11 protein-coding genes are annotated in these 18926 nt (G+C 72.1%); 5 read left to right on the forward strand and 6 right to left on the reverse strand.

The window, feature by feature from the left end:
- Positions 1 to 25 precede the first annotated feature (25 nt).
- The gene (locus ACF1B9_RS13180; protein WP_391743937.1) at positions 26 to 2200 is read left to right on the forward strand and encodes a CDP-glycerol glycerophosphotransferase family protein; all 2175 of its coding nucleotides are present in this window, start codon (positions 26 to 28) and stop codon (positions 2198 to 2200) included.
- Positions 2201 to 2278: 78 nt separating this feature from the next.
- Here the strand turns inward: ACF1B9_RS13180 and ACF1B9_RS13185 are convergent, their stop codons facing one another.
- From ACF1B9_RS13185 to ACF1B9_RS13205, 5 genes are all read right to left on the reverse strand, one after another.
- A complete protein-coding gene (locus tag ACF1B9_RS13185) occupies positions 2279 to 2653 on the reverse strand; it encodes a hypothetical protein (protein ID WP_351073569.1) in 375 nt (124 codons plus the stop codon).
- A 70-nt stretch (positions 2654 to 2723) separates the two neighbouring features.
- Complete coding sequence (locus tag ACF1B9_RS13190) at positions 2724 to 4238, reverse strand: methyltransferase domain-containing protein (protein ID WP_391743936.1); 1515 nt, start codon at positions 4236 to 4238, stop codon at positions 2724 to 2726.
- 64 nt (positions 4239 to 4302) lie between these two features.
- Positions 4303 to 5544, reverse strand: a complete 1242-nt coding sequence (locus tag ACF1B9_RS13195) for a hypothetical protein (protein WP_391743935.1) — start codon at positions 5542 to 5544, stop codon at positions 4303 to 4305.
- A gap of 222 nt (positions 5545 to 5766) precedes the next feature.
- The gene (locus ACF1B9_RS13200) at positions 5767 to 9318 is read right to left on the reverse strand and encodes a CDP-glycerol glycerophosphotransferase family protein (protein WP_391744072.1); all 3552 of its coding nucleotides are present in this window, start codon (positions 9316 to 9318) and stop codon (positions 5767 to 5769) included.
- Positions 9319 to 9443: 125 nt separating this feature from the next.
- Entirely contained in the window at positions 9444 to 11447 is a 2004-nt protein-coding gene (locus ACF1B9_RS13205) for a CDP-glycerol glycerophosphotransferase family protein (protein ID WP_391743934.1), read from the reverse strand.
- Between the two features lie 101 nt (positions 11448 to 11548).
- Between ACF1B9_RS13205 and ACF1B9_RS13210 the strand changes: the two genes are divergently transcribed.
- The gene (locus tag ACF1B9_RS13210) at positions 11549 to 15136 is read left to right on the forward strand and encodes a CDP-glycerol glycerophosphotransferase family protein (RefSeq protein WP_391743932.1); all 3588 of its coding nucleotides are present in this window, start codon (positions 11549 to 11551) and stop codon (positions 15134 to 15136) included.
- 59 nt (positions 15137 to 15195) lie between these two features.
- Here ACF1B9_RS13210 and ACF1B9_RS13215 read toward each other — a convergent pair whose 3' ends face one another.
- Positions 15196 to 15810, reverse strand: a complete 615-nt coding sequence (locus tag ACF1B9_RS13215) for a TetR/AcrR family transcriptional regulator (protein ID WP_351073578.1) — start codon at positions 15808 to 15810, stop codon at positions 15196 to 15198.
- A gap of 128 nt (positions 15811 to 15938) precedes the next feature.
- Between ACF1B9_RS13215 and ACF1B9_RS13220 the strand changes: the two genes are divergently transcribed.
- From ACF1B9_RS13220 to ACF1B9_RS13230, 3 genes are all read left to right on the forward strand, one after another.
- Complete coding sequence (locus ACF1B9_RS13220; protein WP_391743931.1) at positions 15939 to 16880, forward strand: ABC transporter permease; 942 nt, start codon at positions 15939 to 15941, stop codon at positions 16878 to 16880.
- A complete protein-coding gene (locus ACF1B9_RS13225; RefSeq protein ID WP_391743930.1) occupies positions 16786 to 17661 on the forward strand; it encodes an ABC transporter ATP-binding protein in 876 nt (291 codons plus the stop codon). The genes ACF1B9_RS13220 and ACF1B9_RS13225 overlap by 95 nt, the downstream gene beginning before the upstream one ends.
- A 102-nt stretch (positions 17662 to 17763) precedes the next feature.
- Positions 17764 to 18786: a serine/threonine-protein kinase gene (locus ACF1B9_RS13230; protein WP_391743928.1), complete on the forward strand. Its 1023-nt coding sequence runs from the start codon at positions 17764 to 17766 to the stop codon at positions 18784 to 18786.
- The last annotated feature ends 140 nt before the right edge of the window (positions 18787 to 18926 follow it).

Here is an 18926-nt window from a genome sequence, read left to right on the forward strand (position 1 = left end):
GAACCGAGTCCGAGAAAGAGCCCGCATGCCCCGGCTGAGTGTCGTCATCCCCGTCCGCCGCGCCCGAGGGCAGCTGCGCGAGTGCCTGGAATCGGTGCTCACCCAGTCGTTCACGGACATCGAGGTGATCGGGGTCGACGACGGCGCGCCGGACGGATCAGGGCTGCTGTTCGACGAGTTCGCCGCACGGGACCGCCGGGTGCAGGCCGTCCATCTGCCGTCGGGGGCCGGCCAGGACGGGCGGCGCAACGCCGGGGCCGAGCGGGCCGTCGGCGACTATCTCCTGTTCCTGGAGGGCAACTTCGTCCTGCTGCCGGGCGCCCTGTGGGCCGTCGCCGACCGGCTGGAGGCCTGTGGTGACCCCGAACTGCTGCTGTTCGGCCATCACCGGCGGCCGTTCCGGGGCCGCCCCCGGCCGACCCGGTCACTGGAGCTGCTCCGCATGCTGCCCGGGGACCGGCTCACCCTCGCCGGGCATCCCGTGCTCCTGGACATCGCACCGGTCTCCTGGAACCGCGCCGTGCGCCGCACTCTTCACGAGGGCGAGAAGCTGGTCTTCGGACCGGGGCGGCACGGGGAGCGGATGTACGCGTTCCAGACCCTCGCCGCGGCCGGGTCCGTCGCCGTGCTCCCCACCGCGTGCGTCGAGCACCGCGGCCGGCGCGGTCTGCCCGTCGAGGCCGACGGGCCCGAACCGGCGGACGGCACCGCACCGCACCGGCTCGTCGACGCGTACGCCGGTCTGATGGAGTTCGTCCGGGACCGGCCGCCCCTGCGGCCCGTACGGGCCCTGCTCTTCGACCGGGCGGCCTCGGAACTCCTCGCCGGATACCCGTCGGTGACCCGGCGACGCAGGCGCTACGTACGGTCCGTGGCGGCCTTCCACCGGGCGCACCGGCCCGAGGAGCACCGCTTCCCGGATGGTGCCAAGGGGCTGCGGCCGAGACTGATGGGCGACGGCCGGTACGTCGCGCTCGCTGCCCTCGACACGGTCCTGGCCCTGCGCCGGAACCTGCGGGCCGTGCCCGGTGCGGTCCGGGCACGGGCCAGACGCACCCTGTCCACGCGTTACTACTGGTGGCAGCGGAGGCTTCCGCTGGACCCCGGGCTCGCCGTCTACGCCGCGTACTGGAACCGCGGGGTGAGCTGCAATCCGGAGGCCGTCTTCCGCAAGGCCCGGGAGCTGGCCCCGCAGGTGCGCGGGGTGTGGGTGGTGGCGAGGAACCAGGTCGACTCGTTGCCCGGGGGCATCGACCACGTGGTGCCGGGAACCCGCCGCTACTGGCAGGTGCTGGCCCGTGCCACGTACTTCTTCAACAACGTCAACTTCCCCGATCACCTGGTCAAGCGGCCCGGCCAGATCCATGTGATGACCCATCACGGCACACCGCTGAAGATCATGGGGCTCGACCAGCAGGACTATCCTGCGGCGGCCCAGGGGCTGAACTTCGACCGGCTGCTCCAGCGCGTCGACCGGTGGGACTGGAGCGTCTCGGCCAATCCCCACTCCACCGAGGTGTGGGCCCGCGCCTACCCGGGCGCCGCGCGGTCCCTCGAAGCGGGGTATCCGCGCAATGACGTCTTCGCGACGGCGACGGACCAGCGGATCGCGGAGATCCGCGCGGGGCTCGGCATCCGTCCCGGGCAACGGGCCGTGCTGTACGCGCCGACGCACCGCGACTACGAAGCGGCGTTCACCAGCCGGCTGGATCTGGTCCGGCTCTGCGAGGCGCTCGGCCCGGACACCGTGGTGATGGTCCGCGCCCACTACTTCTACGAGGGTGCCGCGCTGCCGGAGCACCCCTCGCTCCTCGATGTCTGCGGCCATCCGCGGATCGAGGAGCTGTGCCTGGCGGCGGACGCGCTGGTGACGGACTACTCGTCGGTCATGTTCGACTACGCCCATCTGGACCGTCCGATCGTGGTGCACGCCCCCGACTGGGAGACGTACCGCACGGTCCGGGGGGTCTGCTTCGATCTGCTGTCCAAAAGACCCGGCGACACCCCGGGGGCGGTCTCCACCGGCACCGAGGAGCTGGCCCGGATCCTCCTCGACGGCAGCTGGCGGAGCCCGGCGAACGAGGCGCTGCGGGCCGCGTTCCGGGCCCGGTTCTGCCCGTACGACGACGGGCGCGCCGCGGAACGGGTGGTACGGCAGGTGCTGCTGGGGGAAGCGGCGCCGGTCGGCGGACGGGCCTGAGGACGAGGTCCGTCCGCCGACGCGGTCTTCAGAGCCTGTCGGGCGGCCACGCCCGATCAAAGGCCGCCCGACAGGCTCTCAGCGTTGCTGGCCCGCCATCACCGTGACGAGCCCGACGACCACGAGCAGCGAACCGGCCCAAGTCCACATCGAGGTCCGTTCGTGCAGCACGGTCGCGCCGGCCAGCACGATCAGCAGATACCCGAGAGCGTTGAACGGGTAGGCGATGGACAGCGGCACCTTGGCCAAAGTGGTCATCCAGGCGAGGGCCGACACCGCGAAGACCACCAGGCCGAGGACGACCCAGGGGCTGGTCGCGGCACGCAGGACGACGGATCCGCCGCCCTGCGCGGCGGCGGCCGCGGCGCCCTTCATCCCGTGCTTGAGCATGATCTGGCCGCCCGCCGACGAGAACACGGCGAACAGCAGCAGCATCAGACTGGGAAGGGTCAAGACCTTGCTCCTGACTGCGACGGCCGGGGTTGCGGACGATAGTGCGGGGGTGGGACGCAGGACGCCGGCCTCAGACGCCGACCCGGTCGGCATGGACGTACTGTCGGTTGAGGATGTCCTGTACATCGACGTGCTCTCCAGCGATGATCGTCTCGGCCGCGTGCGGGGTGAGCAGTGCGACGTGCTGATAGCCGAACAGCGTCGGCCGGATCCGGGTGAGCAGTTTCGACACACCGCCGAGGACCGCGGGAAGCGGTCCGCCGCCGAGCAGTGCCCAGAACGGGGCCCCGGTGGAGGCGACATGGAGGACGTCGTAGCCCGCGGCCCTGACCGTGCGGCGCAGACTGGCCCGGGTGAAGAAGCGCAGATGCGTTTCGTCGAGGATGCCGCGCCGGTCGTAGTCGAAGACCCCGAGCGCCACCCGCAGCCTTGAGTACCAGTGGCTGAAGTTCGGTACGGAGAGCAGCACATGGCCGCCCGGCCGCAGCACGGTGGCGACCTCGGCGAGCACCCTCTCGGGGCGGGAGAGGTGCTCGATGACGTCGCCGGCGACCACGTAGTCGAAGTCGGCGCCGATCCCCGCGGGAAGGCCCTCCTCCAGGTCGGCGAGGTGGAAGTGGGTGCATTTCTCGCGTACGCCGGGGACCTCGACGTAGTCCACGCCCGTCACCTCGTGGCCGAGGGCTTCGAGGCGCTGCGCGAACAGGCCGCCGGAGCAGCCGAGATCGAGGACCCGGCCGGGCGGGAGGCTGCGCATCTTTTCCAGGATGACGGCGTGCGAGGAACCGTCGCCCTCCTTGAACGCGTACTCGACGGGCTTGGGGATCCAGGCGCAGGTGCCGAATCCCTTGACGGCGAGCCGGTATTCGAGGACGTCCTTGACCACGTCCTTCGCGTACTTCATGCCGTTGACATAGCAGATCTCGTCGCCGTAATAGGTAGGGACGGGGATCTCCTTGATCCGCATTCCCTCGTTGAGCAGTTGGACGATGATCTGGGTGTCGAAGTCGAAGGCGTCGGTGTTCCGGTGGATCGGCAGCTTCTTGAGTGCCGCGACACTGTAGGCGCGGTACCCGGAGTGGAATTCGGTGAGCTGCGAGCCGAGGAGGGCGTTCTCCAAGCGGGTGAGAATGCGGTTGCCGAGCCATTTGTACATCGGCATGCCGCCCTTGAGAGCGGATCCGGATTTCATCATCCGGGAGCCGAAAACTGCTTCGCATTCGCCGCGCTCGATGGGTGCGACCATGTCGGGCAGGAATTCCGGCGCGTACTGCCCGTCGCCGTGCAGCAGAACGATGATGTCGAGCCCGTGTTCGGCGGCCAGCGCGTATCCGGCCTTCTGGTTTCCGCCGTATCCGAGATTCTTGGTGTGCCGCATCACCACGGTCCGCGGCATTCCCTCCGTCTGCGACCAGCGGCAGCCCGCGGTGAAGGTCGCGTCATGGCTCGCGTCGTCGAGGATGAGGACCTCGGCGACCTTGGACCGGAAGTCCTCCGGAATGCGGTCGAGGGTCCTCTCCAGCGTCGTCTCGGCGTTGTACGCGACCACCAGGATGCCGATCCTGGGGCTCGGGCTTTCCTTCACGGGGCGTTCTCCAGTTGTGCTCGGTGCTCGGTGCTCTGTGCTCGGTGCTCTAAGGGGGAGGCGGTCAGTTGACGGTGGAACCGGTGGGCCGCGAGGTGCGGGGAGCCATGACCGGGGCCCGCCCGGCGGTGGGCGGCGCGGGCACGGTCGGCGGCGCGGCGAGGATCTTGCGGATTCCGCTGACGAGGCCGACGGCGAGGACGAACCAGCCGGCCTCGCCGAAGTGCAGCACCGTTTCGCTCCAGCGCACGGCGGAGCGGCCCTGGTAGCCGAGGACCGCGGTCACGCCGAGCAGACAGCTGTACGCGGCGCCTTCCCAGAACCCGATGACGAACAGCCCGGCGGCGGCCCAGGTCAGGTACTGCAGGGCCGAAGCGGTGGAGAGCAGCAGCAGGAGGCCCATCGTGACGCCGACGGCCACGGGCAGCTGCGCGGGACGCAGCCGGGCGAGCCAGACCCCGGCCGCCGCACAGGCCAGCACGAAGAGGAAGTGGCCCTCGCCCTGGACGAAGGTGATGAACGACTGGGGCAGCCCGAGCACATCGGCGAACCGGACGATGCCCCAGAGGCGGTGGCTGCCGCCCGCGTACTCCAGGACGTTCTCCTTGAGGTTCTCCGGCACGGTCAGCAGAACCGGCCCCCAGACGAGGGCGATCAGGGCGGTGAACCCGGCGGTGAAGCGGATGAGCACCGGCCGGCCGGCCCGCAACGCGACGACGAACAGCGCCGGGATCACCACCACCGGGACGAACTTCACGCTGATCGAGAGCGCGGCGCTCACTCCGGCGGCCAGCGGGGACTTCCGGTCCACGAGCAGATGGGCGGCGGCCAGGGCGAAGGTGATGGCCACCGCGTCGGTGTTGCCGTGATAGCCGGAGGTGGCGATCAGTACGGGGCTGAGCGCCACGCCCACCCCGCAGGCGACCGCCAGGCCGACGGAGCCACGCCGGCGCATGATTTCGAACACGATGAGCGCGCAGAAGAAGTCGGCGATCGAGGCGGGTGATCTGATCAGCGTTCCGAACGGGATTCCGAGTTCGGAGAGGTCGTTCAGGCCGAGAAGCATCCAGCCGGCCAGTGGCGGATGATTGTAGACGGGCAGTCCCGGCAGCGGCTGTTCGTAAATCCGAATGGGGCCGTATCGCACGATGGCCTTGGCGAAACCGTGAAAAATTCGTACGTCAGCCGGGCCCGGCATGTTCGCCGCGATCAGCATTCGGGCGAGGAGACCGACGGCCGCGGCGGTGAGCACCACCGTTCTCGCCCGCCGCACGTCCCAGGTTTCGCACCGCATTCGGATACCCATGAAGGCAGAACGTAGCAACCCGCAGACGCTGGGCAACGCACCGATAACCACACTTATATGGATCGCGACTTCCATGCCCTGGGTATCTGCGCAAACGTCCGAATTCTTGAATCACTCGAACGGTTCAAGCGGGGCGTGGTGGCATCGCCCGGCCGCTGTCGGGACCGGCCGGTCCGACGGACCGGGGCCCGTCGGACCGGGGCCGGATCAGGGCCGTACCGGTTACCGGAGCATCCGGTCGACCACCCCCGCCGCCGCGTGTCCGTCGTCCAGGTCGCAGAAGTCCCGGCGAAACGCCTCGTACGCCTGCGCGTGTCCCCTGGTGGCCCGCTCCGGGTCGCGCAGCGCCTCGACGAGTCCGGCGGAGCCGGGGATCAGGGGGCCGGGGGCGCGGGTCTCGAAGTCGAAGCAGAAGCCGCGCAGGGTGTCGCGGTAGTGCGCCAGGTCGTAGGTGTGGAAGAGCATCGGGCGGCCGGTCTGGGCGAAGTCGAACATCAGCGAGGAGTAGTCGGTGACCAGGGCGTCGCTGATCAGCATCAGCTCGCCGACGTCCCCGTAGCGCGAGACGTCGCGGACGAAGCCGCTGCCGCTGTCCGGCAGATGGTCGGTCACCAGATAGTGCCGACGCACCAACAGAACCGTGTTCGCGCCGAGTTCACGCTCGGCCACGGCCAGATCGAGCCGCAGGTCGAGGGCGTAGCGGCCGCCGCCCCGCGGCCGGTCGTCGCGCCAGGTCGGCGCGTAGAGCACGACCCGCCTGCCCTCGGGAATGCCGAGCCTCTCGCGCACCGCCGAGGCGACCTTGGCCCGGTCCGTGGCGTGGAACAGGTCGTTGCGGGGGTAGCCGCACTCCAGGACCTCGCCCCGGTAGCCGAACGAGCGCCGCAGGACGGGGGTGGAGAAGCGGTTCGGGGAGACCAGGAGGCTCCACTGGCGGGCGCGCTGCTCGATGGTGGCGATATAGGCGGCGTTGGCCAGCGCGGTACCCGCGAGGTCGAGACCGATGCGCTTGAGGGGGGTGCCGTGCCAGGTCTGGACGACACATTGCCCCTCGCGCCGCTCGAACCACTCCGGCAGCTGGGTGTTGGTGACGATGTGCCGGCTGCTCGCCAGCGCCTCGTGCCAGGCGGCGGAGCCGTGCTCGACGGCCGTGGCGCCCTCCGGGATCCGGGCCTGCTGGTCGCGCACCACCCACAGATGCTCCAGCCCGGTTCCCCGCCGGGCCACTTCCTCATGGATCGCGCGCGGCGAGTCGGAGTACTGGCGGCCGTCGAAACTGCTGTACAGCACGGTGTCGCGCAGCGGCATGGACCGCCGGCCCCGGTACGCCTCGCGCAGCAGCCGCTTGCCGCGCGGGCCGCGTTCCGCGGCGGTGAGGACCGATGCGCAGTCGATCAGCAACTGGTCGTGGAAGCGCCGTTCGATGACGTACGTCCGGCCCGCGAGGGTGCGGGCCGCGGGCAGGGTGCGGTGGGCGGCGGCCGGGATGCGCAGGGGGGTGCCCGCGGTGTCGTCCCGCGCGCCCTTCTCGCGGAGGAAGAGGTACCAGTGGCCCTCGCCCAGCGGCAGTTCCCCACCGGGCACCTCCACGGCGTCCGGCCGGAGCACCGCCCCGAACCGGCGTGATCCGGCGGCGCCGGAGAGGGCCAGGGGGAAGACGGCCTCCTCGCCGTGCCCGCTGTGCCGGGCCACCAGTTCGACGGACCGGTCCGGGTCGCCGGGGTAGGTGCCTTCCAGGAGGACCTGTCCGTTCTCCGTCCAGGTCGCCAGGTCGACGGTCGGCTGCACGGTGCGGTCGCTGATCAGCAGGTTGCCCCGGGGGCCGGCGGTGAGGCCGAGTTCGCGCCGCTCGTCGCCGTGCCGGCCCAGGGGGTAGCGGCCCGGCAGGACGGGCCCCGGCACATCGATCGGTGTCCGGCGGCCGTCCGGGCCGACGAGATGCAGGCTGTAGGAGACCTGCGCGGGCGCCGCCCCCTCTCCCGTTCCCGGCCGGGCGTCGGCGAAGGCGTCGAGCGGGACGTCCGCGGTGAAGCGCCGCCAGCCCGCCGCCGAGGGCACGGTCCCCTCGTGCACGGTCACCGGACGGTCGAAGGAGGTCCCGGAGGCCCGGTGGGTGAACGCGAGGCGCAGCGGCCCCGCGCCGAGGCGGTCGCGGATCATCCCGTCGATCGCCACGGTGGCGTCGCCGTCGCCCGTGCCGCCCGCGCGGTGCGTCTCGAAGCGGGCGTCGATCCGCTCTGCGTGCAGCACCAGCCTGCCGCCGTCGAAGGCGGGCACGATCCGGTGGTCGCCGTCGGGCCGGTGTACGGGCGGTGGTGCGGCCGCCTCGTTCGTCGAGAGGCCGGAGCGACGCAGCATGCCGTGCCCGGCGATGCCGATCTCCAGGCGCCAGGTGAGCCGTTCGACACTGCCCCCCGCGTCGATGCGGAGCCTGGCCGGGTCGATGACGGTCTCGAAGCCGGACCGGTCGTAGTCGTGCAGGCTCTGCCGGGACCGGGCGGTGGCCTCGGGCTCGACGACCGTGCGCAACCGGAGCGGCACCACGTGCCGCCGCCCCGCCCGCAGCCACCCGGCCCGGAACTCGCTGCCGCGCGAGGTGGCCGGCAGGTTCCGGATGTACGCGTACCCCTTGAGGTGCAGCCTGCCGTCCCGCCAGCGGGCGTCCCGCAGCCGGGCCGTGAGCGGCAGGTCCCGGTCGGTGACCCGCAGGACCGGACGCGGCACCGGCCGGGTGAGGGCCGGGAAGAGGGCGCTGCGGCGCCGCACGCCCCGTACCGCGAACGCCCCCGGCTCCGCCTTGTCGAAGGCGAGCAGCGCCAGCAGTTCGTCGGTCCGCCGCTCGCGCACGAGGTGCCACATCAGCCGCAGCCGCAGCGGGAGCGCCTCCAGTACGGCAGGGTCGACCTGGTCGGTGAACTCGTTGGCGTAGGTGAGGAAGGCGCGCCGGTACTCCTCGTCGCCGTCGGGCAGCGCCTCCATGAAGTACCAGAGGTCATGGGCGAGGACGTGCGCCTCGTACTGCCGTTTGTCGGCGGCGCCGCGGTGCTCGTCGAGGAAGGTGGAGACGCCCAGCACGTGCGAGGCCCGGTCCTGGACGCCCCGGACGACGGCGCGACGGGTGGTGATCGAGCCCTCCCGGTCGCGCCAGTGGTACACGGCGTCCTTCAGCACGTCGACGGAGCGGGCCAGGAAGTGGGCGGGCAGGACGACCGGGATGTCCTCGTACAGGGCGCCGACCGGGAAGGCGAAGGCGTGTTCGTCCCAGAAGGACCGGCGGAACACCTTGTTGCAGGCGATCCGGTCGGCCGCGAGGTCCCAGTCGCGCGAGATGTGGGTGCGCAGCCGGGTCGTCGCCATCGGCTTGCGGAAGTTGGGCGACTGCTGGAGCCTGCCGGAGGCCCGCAGCCGCAGCACGTTGCCGGACGCGAAGTCCGAGCCCGTCTCGTCCAGGGCGCCGATGAGGAGTTCGTACGCGCGGGGCGGGAGTACGTCGTCGCTGTCGACGAAGGCGAGATGACGGGCGCCCGGATCAGCCTTGCGGACCCCGGTGTTGCGGGCGTGCCCCAGTCCGCCGTTCTCCTGGCTCACCAGCCGGAACCGACCGTCCTGCGCGGCGAACGCGGCTGCCAGGGCCGCGCTGTTGTCGGTGGACCCGTCGTCGACCATCACCACTTCGAGATCGGCCATGGTCTGCTCCGCGAGGGACTTCAGACAGTCCGTCAGATAGAGCTCGACGTTGTGGACGGGTACGACGACACTGAGCCGTGGCGGCATGTTGGGCACGTCCGTTCATCGGGGCCTGGTTGTCCGTACGGCTCAACCCCGGGGACGGCCGGGGGTCACCGGTTGCGGTCTCTCCCGAACGGGTGACATCGCTCGCGCCGCGTTGCCGGTCGGGTCTACCTCGCGTCGCTCAGGAACAGCCGCCGCACCACGCGCTCGGCCGCGTGCCCGTCGTCGTACGGGCAGAAGCGCCGCCGGAACGCGGCCCGCAGTTCCGTCGTCCGCGCCGAGCACCACTCGCCCGTTCCGAACAGGTCCAGGAGTTCGTCCTCGGTGGTGGCGACCGCGCCCGGGGTGTCGCCGGGGCGGCCCGAGAGCAGATCGAAGTAGGTGCCGCGCGAGGCCCGGTAGGCGGCCCAGTCCGGGGCGTGGCTGATGATCGGGCGGTCCAGGCAGGCGTAGTCGAACATCAGCGACGAGTAGTCGGTGATCAACGCGTCGGAGACCAGGCAGAGTTCCTCGACGGACGGATGTCCGGTCACGTCCATCACCTGGGCGCTCCCCAGCCCCGCCGAGCGGCCGTAGAAGTAGTGCGCGCGGACCAGTACCACGTACTGCGGCCCGAGTTCGCGTGCCAGCCGCTCCAGGTCGAGATGCGGGACGAAGCCCTTGCGGTAGTCGCGGTGGGTGGGCGCGTACAGCAGCACGGTCCGGTCCGGGGGGAGGGCGAGGCGCCGGCGGATCGCGGCGGTCTGCTCCGCGGTGGCGGTGAAGAAGATGTCGTTGCGCGGGTAGCCGAGGTTCAGGTGCTCGTAGCCGGAGGGATAGACCCGGTCCCAGATCTCGGTGGTGTGCGGATTGGCCGAGAGGGAGAAGTCCCACTGGTCGGCGTGGGCGACGATCCTCTCGAAGCTGATGCCGTGGGTGAGGGCCGGGTAGAGGTGCTGGTCCAGGCCCATGGTCTTCAGCGGGGTGCCGTGGTGGGTCTGGAGGTAGCGCTGACCCGGGCGTTTGGTGAACCCGCCGGGGAAACTGGAGTTGTTGATCAGATACGTGGCGGTCGCCATGGCCCGCCAGTAGGCGCGCGAGCCCTCGATGACGTACGGGATGCCGGGCGGCACGCGATCGCGGTGACGGGACGAGACGGCCCAGACGCCCCGGATGTGCGGGGCCAGTTCGAGGGCCTTGGCGTGGATCGCGGCCGGATTGCAGGCCACGCCCCGGTTCCAGTAGGCCCCGTACACCGCGAGACGGGGGTCCAGGGGACGGTGCAGGTCCGTGCGGTACGCGGCGCGCATGACGCGGGCGCGGAGCGTCTTCTTGCGGCGGAGCAGCGCGGCCCGGGTGCGGGTGCGACCGGTGCGGGCGGCCTCCCGGGCCCGCTCGACCGCGTAGCTGCCGGGGAGGCCGGCGGCACGGTGGAAGGCGGCGCGGTCCTCGGGGGCGATCCGGCCGGGGTCGGCGAGGACGGCACGCAGATGGCGGGTGCGGGCCGCCCGGACGCGCGGGTCGTGGCCGGTCTCGGCGAGCAGCCGTTCGTACGCGTCGAGGATCGCGAAGTGCCGGCGCCCCGGGGTGGTGGCGAAGGTGCCGGTGCGGCGGACGCGGTGGCGGACACAGATCCGGTCGAGGGCGGCGAGCGTGCCGGCTTCGGAGGCGAGGAGGGTGGCACGGAGGACGGGGAGGATGTCCTCGTACGGACCGTCGGTGAAACGGAGGCCGTGCGCGGTCCAGAAGGCGCGGCGGAAGAGGCGCGGGGTGGTGGTGGAGAAGGGGTCGGGCACCGGCTCCGGGGACGTGACGTCGCCCCACCAGTCGACGCGGTCGTGTCCGAGGAGGAGCACATCCGGTTCGTTCCCGGCCGGGAGGGCGCTGATCGCTTCCAGGGCGCCCGGTCGCAGCAGGTCGTCGTCGTCGAGGAAGAGCAGATACCGGCCGCGCGCCTCGGCCGCTCCGGCGTTGCGTGCCGGGCCCGCGCCGTGGTGCCCAGGGAGGGTGAGCACCCTGACCCTCGGGTCGCGCGCCGCGAACTCGGCGGCGATGCGGGCGCTGCCGTCCCGGGACCCGTCGTCGACGACGAGCAGTTCCGGTCCGCCGCCGGCCCGGTCGAGCACGGACTCCAGGGTGGCCCGGAGATATCCCTGAGCGCGGTGGACGGGCACGACGACACTGAGAAGCATGGCAGCCGAGCGTAATCGCGCACGCACCGCGCGCCGAATCGCCTGTTCACCCGTTCGGGGCAGTGCCGGTGACCGGGGGCGTCCGCCCCGGTTGACCGGACATGAAGCCGCGCCTCAGTGTCGTCGTCCCTGTCCACAACGTCGAGGACTGTCTGGAGGACTGCCTGCGGTCGGTGGCCGGACAGTCGGTCACCGACATCGAGGTGGTCCTCGTCGACGACGGTTCGACGGACGGCAGCACCGCCCTCGCCCAGGCCTTCGCCGCCCGTGACCGCCGCTTCCGCTATGTCCGCCGGCCCAACGGCGGGCTGAGCGCGGCCCGTAACACGGGCGTACGGCACACCACGGCGGACGTGCCGTACCTGGCGTTCGCCGACAGCGACGACATCGTCGTCCACGACGCCTACGAGCGGATGCTGGCCTCCCTGGAGTCGACCGGCTCCGACCTCGCGACCGGCAATGTGTGGCGGCTGGACGAGCGGGGGCGGCAGCAGGCCTGGCAGTACCGCTGGCTGACCGCCACCCGGACACGCACCCACATCAGCCGCGATCCTCGGCTGCTCGCCGACCGGGTCGCCTGGAACAAGGTGTTCCGGCGCTCCTTCTGGGACCGGCACGCCTTCGCCTTCCCGGAGGGGAAGCTCTACGAGGACACCCCGGTGATGATCCCGGCGCACTTCCTGGCGGGCTCGGTCGACGTGCTGCACGAGCACGTCTACTACTGGCGGGTGCGGGAGGGATCGATCACCCGGCGTCGTACGGACGTCCGGGGTGTACGGGACCGGATCTCGGCGTGCGAACAGGTCAGCGCGTTCCTGGCGGGCCGGGGCGGGATGGCCAACGGCGCCGCGCGGCGCCGCTACGACCTCTCGTGCCTGCGCGACGACTTCGTGTACTTCCTGGAGGGGCTCACGATGGGCGGGCCCGAGTACCGGGACGCGTTCATGGCGGGCGCGGGGGCGTTCCTGGACCGGATGGAACGGATGGACGGGCCGGCCAGATCGGGCCGGGCCGTGGCGCACGAGCTGCCGGCGGAGTTGCGGATCAAGTGGCGGCTGGTGAAGGAGCGCAGGCTCGCCGAGCTGCTCTCCGTGCTCGCCTTCGAACGGGCCAACGGCACCGGAACGTTCGTGGTCGGCGGCGTGCCGGGGCGGCGGCAGGCCGGTTTCCCCGGCGTCCCTGTCAGCACCCGGCCGGCCCGTACCGATCTCCCTGCCGTGGCCCGGCTGCTGGAGGCGCGGTGGGACGACGACGGGAAGCTGCGGCTGCGCGGTTACGCGTACATCCGCAATCTGCCGACCGCGTCGTCGCGTCAGTCGCTGAAGGTGGGCATGGTCCGCTCGACCCACGGCCAGCAGCTGCGGACGGTGCCGGTACGGAACGTCCCCTCGCCCGAGGCGACCATCGACTCCGGTCAGCAGCTGCACAGTTACGACCACTCCGGCTTCGAGCTCACACTCGACCCGCGCCGGCTGCGGCCCGGCGGCTGGCTCGTGGGCATGATGGTGGCCGCTCAGGGCACGGTCCGCCGGGTGGCCGTGCGCGCCGTGGAGGCGGGGGCCGTCCAGCCGCTGGTCCATGACCTGGGCGACGGCCGGCGGGCCGTGCTCGACTACCTGGGCGGTCGGCTCCGGTTGACGCTGGCCCAGCTGCCGGCCCGGTGCGAGGACCGCCGTATCGGCGAGGACCTGGAGCTGACCGGCCGGCTGTACGGGAGCGCCCGGCCGAAGGCCCTGGTGCTGACCTGCGAAGGGGTGCGGGACCAGGAGTTCGGCCACCCGGTCGAGTGCCGGGCGGACGGTCGTTTCGCGGTACGGATTCCGCTCGCCGACCTCGCCGGGATGGCGGCCGCCTCACCGCCACCGCACCGGGCGCCGCGCGAGGTCGAGCCGGAGCCGGGCGGGCGGTGGCGGGCCCGGCTGGTGCTGGCGGACGGGTCGCGGGTACCGCTGGCCGCGGCCCCGGAGGCGGCGCCGCCGGTCGTGGCCGACGCGGCGGGCGAACTGGTGCTGGACCTGAGCGGACAGCCGTTCGTGGACGGGGCCGCGTGGACGGCGGAGGGGGCGCTGCGGATGGAGGGGGTGACCGGGGCCGGGGCGGGTGTGCGGCAGGACGACGGCCCGGACGACCGGCTCGTACTGCGGCACGAGGCGCTGCGCGTGACGGTGACGGTCCCCGTCACGCACGAGGAGCCGCGCGCCGGGGCGTACGGCACGTCCGGCGCCGGGGTGTCCGACGGGACGTTCGAAGAGGCGCCCGAAGGGCCTTGCGAGGGAGCCTGCGCGGCGGCTTGCGAGGGGCGCCGCTTCACCGCGTTCCTCGCGCCCTCGGTGGCCGCGGGGCTGCACGAGGGCCGCTGGGACGCGTATCTGGGCGGCCGGCCGGTCCGGGTGCTGACCGCGCTCGGCACCCGGCTGCCGCTCCACCGCACCGGCGCGGACGGCACGGCCCCCGCGCCCCGCCGGGAGTTCGCCCTGGACCGCAGGTTCGGCGACCGGCTGACCGTGCAGGCCGGGCCGGTGCTCGCGGTCCCCGAGCGGGGCGCGTACCGCGGGGCCGAACTCCGCGGGACGTACTATCCGGCCCGGCGTGCGCTGCCTCTGCGGGACGCCGTGCTCTACACGGGCGGCGACTCGCCGCGCGCCGTCCACGCCGAACTCGTGCGCCGGGGAGTGGAGTCGGAGCACCTCTGGGTCACCGACGGGCTGCACGGGCACACCCCGGCCGCCGCCGTCCCGGTCATCGAGCACAGCGCCGACTGGTACGAGGCGCTCGCGCGGTCCCGCCGGATCGTCACCGCCGACCAGCTCCCCGAATGGTTCGAGCGACGGCCCGGCCAGACCGTCGTGCAGACCTGGCACGGCACCCCGCTCGGCCGCTTCGGCACGGACCTGGGCGGCACCCTGTACGCCGACCACCACCAGCTCGCCTCGCTGCCGCACCGGGCGGCCCAGTGGTCCGTCCTGGTCTCCCCCAGCCGCCGCTCCACCCCGTTGCTGCGCCGCGCGCTGGCCTACGGGGGCGAGGTCCTGGAGGCGGGCTCCCCGGCCAACGATCTGCTCTTCTCGGCCGACCGGGCCAAGACCGCCGAGCGGGTACGGCGCAGGCTCGGCATCCCGGACGGCCGCCAGGTCGTGCTGTACGCGCCGACCTACCGTGACCAGCTGGCCCATCCGCCCGGCACCGGAGGCGAGCGGCCCCGCTACCGCTGGGATCCGGCGCTCGACCTGGCCGCCCTGGCACGGTCGCTCGCCGACGGCCACACGCTGCTGGTGCGGCGCCACCCGAGGGTGACCGGGAGCGTGCCCGAGGGGCACGGCGTCCGGGACGTGTCGGCACACCCGGCCGCCGCGGAACTGCTGCTGATCACCGATGTGCTGGTCACGGACTACACCGGGCTGATGTTCGACTACGCGCACACGGGCCGCCCGATGCTCTTCCACACCTACGACCTGGAGCACTACCGCGACACGGTGCGCGGATTCTGCCTGGACTTCGAGACGCGGGCGCCGGGTCCACTGCTCGTCGGCACGGACGAGATCGCCGCGACGCTGCGCGACCCGGGCACGCTGGCCGCGTCAGCGGCGCGGCACGCGGAGGCGTACGAGAGCTTCCGCCGGGACTTCTGCGACCTGGACGACGGCGGGGCGGCGGCGCGGGTGGCGGACCGGCTGCTCGCCGAGGGATAGGGCCCGGCCGGCCCGGGTTCCCGCCCGGCCGGGCTTCCCGGGGGCTGTCGCGTGATCCCTCAGCCGGACCGGTTCTTGAGCGCGGCGACCGCGGATGCCGCCAGGTCGTCGAGGTAGCCCTTGGGCAGCGGGGAACGGACGACGGCGAGCCGCCAGTAGAGCGGGCCGACGATCAGGTCCAGGGCGCGGTCCGGGTCGCTGTCCTCGGGCAGTTCGCCGCGCGCCACGGCGTCCCGCACGACGACGGCGGCGATGCCCTGCTGCGGGTCCAGCAGGGCGGCCTTGATCGTGTCGGAGATCTCCGGGCTGCGGGCCGCCTCGACCAGCAGGTCCGGGATGACCTGCGAGGCGACGGGGTGACGCAGGGCGTAGGAGGCGAGCTCCAGTACGGCGCGGACGTCCCCGTACAGCGAACCGGTGGCCGGGGCCGGCATGCCCTGGACGGCGACGGCGGAGACCAGGTCGAGGACCAGGGCCAGCTTGGACTTCCAGCGGCGGTAGACGGCGGTCTTGCCGACGCCCGCGCGCCGGGCGATGCCCTCGATCGACATCCGGGCGAAGCCCACCGCGGCCAGCTCCTCGAAGACGGCGCTGCGAATCGCATCGGTGACGTCCTCGCGCAGCACGGCGGCTCCGGCGGGGACACGGCGGCGGGTTCCCGGGTCGGTGGTCATGGCCGAATCATAGTCCGTAACGACGAAACGGTTGCGTTGCGACGCACATGCGCCATACCCTCGGCGTTGCGACGATACGGTCCCGTCCCGTCGGTCGTCGCGTTCCCGCCCTCCCGTCGAAAGCGATCGTGGTGAGCCAGACAACAACCCCAGCGGCCCCGGCCGACACCCCCGCCGTTGCTCTCCTCCCGGTGTACGTGCCGGGCGAGCTCGCCGCGCTCGCCGCCCGGCACGGACTGACCATGAGCGGGGCCCGGCCCTCCCTGGGCGCGTACATCCGGCAGCTGTGGGGGCGGCGGCACTTCATCACGGCGTTCGCCACCGCCAAGCTCACCGCCCAGTACAGCCAGGCGAAGCTCGGCCAGATCTGGCAGATCATGACCCCGCTGCTGAACGCGACGGTCTACTACTTCATCTTCGGCGTCCTGATGAACACGAAGCGCAACATCGAGGACTTCGTTCCGTTCCTCGTCACGGGCGTGTTCATCTGGACCTTCACCAGCAGCTCGATCACCGCGGGCACCCGCGCGATCAGCGGCAACCTGGGTCTCGTACGGGCCCTGCACTTCCCGCGCGCCTCGCTGCCGATCGCACTCGCCCTCCAGCAGCTCCAGCAACTGCTGTTCTCGCTGGGCGCGCTGGTGCTGATCCTGGTGGGGTTCGGGCAGTTCCCCAGGCCGTCCTGGCTGCTGGCGGTTCCGGCACTGTTCCTGCAGGCCGTGTTCAACACCGGCGTCTCCATGGTGGTGGCGCGGCTGGCCGCCCGGACGCCGGACGTCGCCCAGCTGATGCCGTTCATCCTGCGCACCTGGATGTACGCCTCGGGCGTCATGTGGAGCGTGGACAGGATGCTCGCGGGAGACCGGGTTCCGCACTACGTGGTGGTGATGCTGGAGTGCAATCCGGCCGCCGTCTTCATCGACCTGATGCGGTTCGCGCTCATCGACAGTTTCGGCGCGTCCCATCTGCCGCCGCATGTGTGGGCGATCGCCGCGGGCTGGGCGCTCGTGTGCGGGGTGGGCGGATTCGTGTACTTCTGGCAGGCCGAGGAGCGGTACGGACGTGGCTGACAACGTGACCGACACCAACGAACGGGTACCGACTGTCGTCGTGGACGACGTCCACATCACGTACAAGGTCAACGGCGCCCGCACCGGAAAGGGCAGCGCCACCTCGGCGCTCAGCCGGATCGTCTCGCGTCGGCAGGCCCCGGGGGTGCGCGAGGTGCACGCCGTGAAGGGGGTGAGCTTCGCCGCGTACAAGGGCGAGGCGATCGGTCTGATCGGTTCCAACGGCTCGGGCAAGTCGACGCTGCTGAAGGCGATCGCCGGCCTGCTGCCCGCGACGAAGGGCCGGGTGCACACCCAGGGCCAGCCCTCGCTGCTCGGGGTGAACGCGGCGCTGATGAGCGATCTGACCGGCGAACGCAATGTCGTCCTCGGCGGCCTCGCGATGGGCATGACGCGGGCCGAGATCCGCGAGCGCTACCAGGGCATCGTCGACTTCTCCGGCATCAACGAGAAGGGCGACTTCATCACCCTGCCGATGCGGACGTACTCCTCCGGCATGGGCGCCCGGCTGCGGTTCTCGATCGCGGCCGCCAAGAGCCATGACGTCCTCCTGATCGACGAGGCGCTGTCCACCGGCGACGCCAGGTTCCAGCGACGCAGCAAGGAACGGATCGTTGAGCTGCGCAAGGAGGCGGGCACGGTCTTCCTGGTCAGTCACAGCAACAAGTCGATCACCGAGACCTGCGACCGGGCGATCTGGCTGGAGGCCGGGACGCTGCGGATGGACGGTCCGGCGGACGAGGTCGTGGCCGCGTACGAGAGGTTCACCGGCAAGAAGTAGGCCGTCGCCGCGGGGGCGATAAACTCCCCTGCCGCACAACGGGGTTGCGCTCGAACCGCCTCGGGGCAGGCGGGACTTCGCGGACACGGCCCAGGGGGACACATGCAGGACGGCGTACCGGGACCGCTGCGGGCGGACGACCCGCGTGAGATCTCCGGCTACGCCCTGCGGGCCCGGGTGGGCGAGGGCGGGATGGGCACCGTCTATCTCTCGCACACCCGGGGCGGCCACCCCGTCGCCCTGAAGGTGATCCGCCGGGAGTACGCGCGGGACGCGGAGTTCCGGGTGCGGTTCGCCCGTGAGGTGGCCGCGGCCCGCCGGGTCTCCGGATACCACCTGGTGCCCGTCGTCGACCATGACGTCGAGGGGCAGCGGCCCTGGCTCGCCACCCACTACGTCCCCGGGCTGCCGCTGGACGCCGTGCTCGGCGCGCACGGGCCGCTGCCGACGGACGCGGTGCTCCGGCTGACCGGCGCCCTCGCCCGCGCGGTGGACGCCGTCCACGCCGCCGGGGTCATCCACCGGGACATCAAGCCCGGCAACCTGCTGCTCGCCGCGAGCGGCCCCTGGCTGCTGGACTTCGGGATCGCGCGGGCCGCCGGTGCCCTGACCCTCACCACGGCGGGGCGGCTGATCGGCAGCCCGAAGTACATGTCGCCCGAGCACGCGCTGGGCCGGGACCTCACCCCCGCATCCGATGTGTTCGCGCTCGGGCTGCTGGCCGCCGAGGCCGCCACCGGGCAGCATCCGTACGGCCGGGGCCACGCTCTCGCGGTCGCCGCCCGGATCGCGGGCACCGACCGCGAACCCCCGCGCCTGGACCATCACCCGCAGCCGCTGCGGCAGTTGCTCGAAGGCTGTCTGGCCGCCCGGCCCGAGGAGCGCCCCGCCGCCCGCGAGGTCGCCGGGACGTGCCGGGAGGCGCTCGGCGGGGACGGCGGACCGGGGCAGGGGGAGTTCACCTGCTGGCTGCCGGACCCGGTGGCGTCGGCCGTGGCGCGGATCGAGACGGCGACGCGGCCCCGCCCGTCCTCGTACACCCCCACCTATGTGCCGACCGTGCGTGATCCACTGGCCGCCGGCCGGCCCCGCCGGATCCGCCGCGGCCCCGACCCGGAATGGTGAATTGACGGCCCGCCACCTGTCGTAGGCTCCATCCGGTCGGATTTCGGTCACGCGAGCGGGGGAGGCTCCCATCAGTACCGGCACGGGCGACATACTCACACCTCTGGGACCGGACGATCCGCGCGAGACCGCCGGTTACC

The sequence above is a fragment of the Streptomyces sp. NPDC014727 genome, from assembly GCF_043083485.1.
Lineage (GTDB): Bacteria > Actinomycetota > Actinomycetes > Streptomycetales > Streptomycetaceae > Streptomyces.